General features: G+C 76.2%; 1 protein-coding gene. It reads left to right on the top strand.

From position 1 onward, the window contains the following. Positions 1 to 44: 44 nt before the first annotated feature. On the top strand, positions 45 to 1053 hold a 1009-nt coding region (locus tag KDL01_RS41355), incomplete at its 3' end, for a sensor histidine kinase (RefSeq protein ID WP_212534182.1).

The following is a 1053-nucleotide window of genomic DNA, read 5'->3' as shown; positions in this document are numbered from 1 at the left end:
CTCCTAGGGTGGGCAGGAACCACACTGGGCGCCGAGGGGACACGATGGCCGGAAAGCGATGGGACGGGCTGGCGCGGGACGTCGGGCGCGGGCTGTTCGAGGCCTTACTCGCCGTGCTCGCCGGAATCGCGCTGCTGGTCGCGGCGGTGGTCGGGGTCGCGCTGACGCCGCTCGGCGTCGGGGTGCCGGCGGCGCGGGCGGCGTTGCTCGGGGTCCGCGTGCTGGCACAGCGGCAGCGGCGGAACGCGACCGAGCGCTACGACGTGCCGATCGCGCAGCCGTACCGGCGGGACCGGCCCGTGGTGCTGCGGGACCCGGCGACGTGGCGGGATCTGCGGTGGCTGGCGGTGGAGATCCCGGTCGGGTTGGTACTCGGGCTGATGCCGCTGATCTTCGCCGGGGGCGCGGTCAACTTCGTGGTGCTGAGCGCGATCTGGGCCTTCCGGCCGTGGCCGGAGGCGCTGATCGCGGTGCCCGCGCTGCTGTTCGCCGGCGCGCTGGCCCGGCTCGCGCCCGCAGCGGCGCGTGGTGCGCTCCGGCTGCACGCACTGGCCTGCGCGAACCTGTTGGCGCCGAGCCGCCGCGCGCTGGCGACACGGGTCGAGGGGCTGACCCGCTCGCGGGCCGAGGTGCTGGACGCGTCGGCGTTGGAGTTGCGGCGGATCGAGCGGGACCTGCACGACGGCGCGCAGGCCCGGCTGGCCGCGCTCGGGCTCAGCATCGGCCTGGCCGAGCAGTTGGTGCATGCGCGTCCGGACGAGGCCGTGCAGATCCTGGCCGAGGCCCGCGCGTCCGGCGACCAGGCCCTGGCAGATCTCAGGAGCCTGGTACGCGGGATCCTGCCGCCGGTGCTCGCCGAACGCGGGCTGGCCGGGGCCGTGGCGGCGTTGGCGGCGGCCATGCCGCTGGAGGTCGAGGTGGGGTTCGAGCCGGGGATCACCCTGTCCGCGCCGGCCGAGTCAGCGCTCTACTTCGCGATCGCCGAGGCGCTGGCCAACGTGGCCAAGCACAGCGCGGCGCGGCGGGCGACGGTGCGGGTGCGCCGGGCCGGGG

Origin of the sequence: Actinospica durhamensis (assembly GCF_018139695.1) — a bacterium.
In the GTDB taxonomy this organism is placed as follows: Bacteria; Actinomycetota; Actinomycetes; order Streptomycetales; family Catenulisporaceae; genus Actinospica; species Actinospica durhamensis.
Note: the sequence above shows the minus strand (reverse complement) of the source record. Positions and strands in the feature narration are given on the sequence as shown.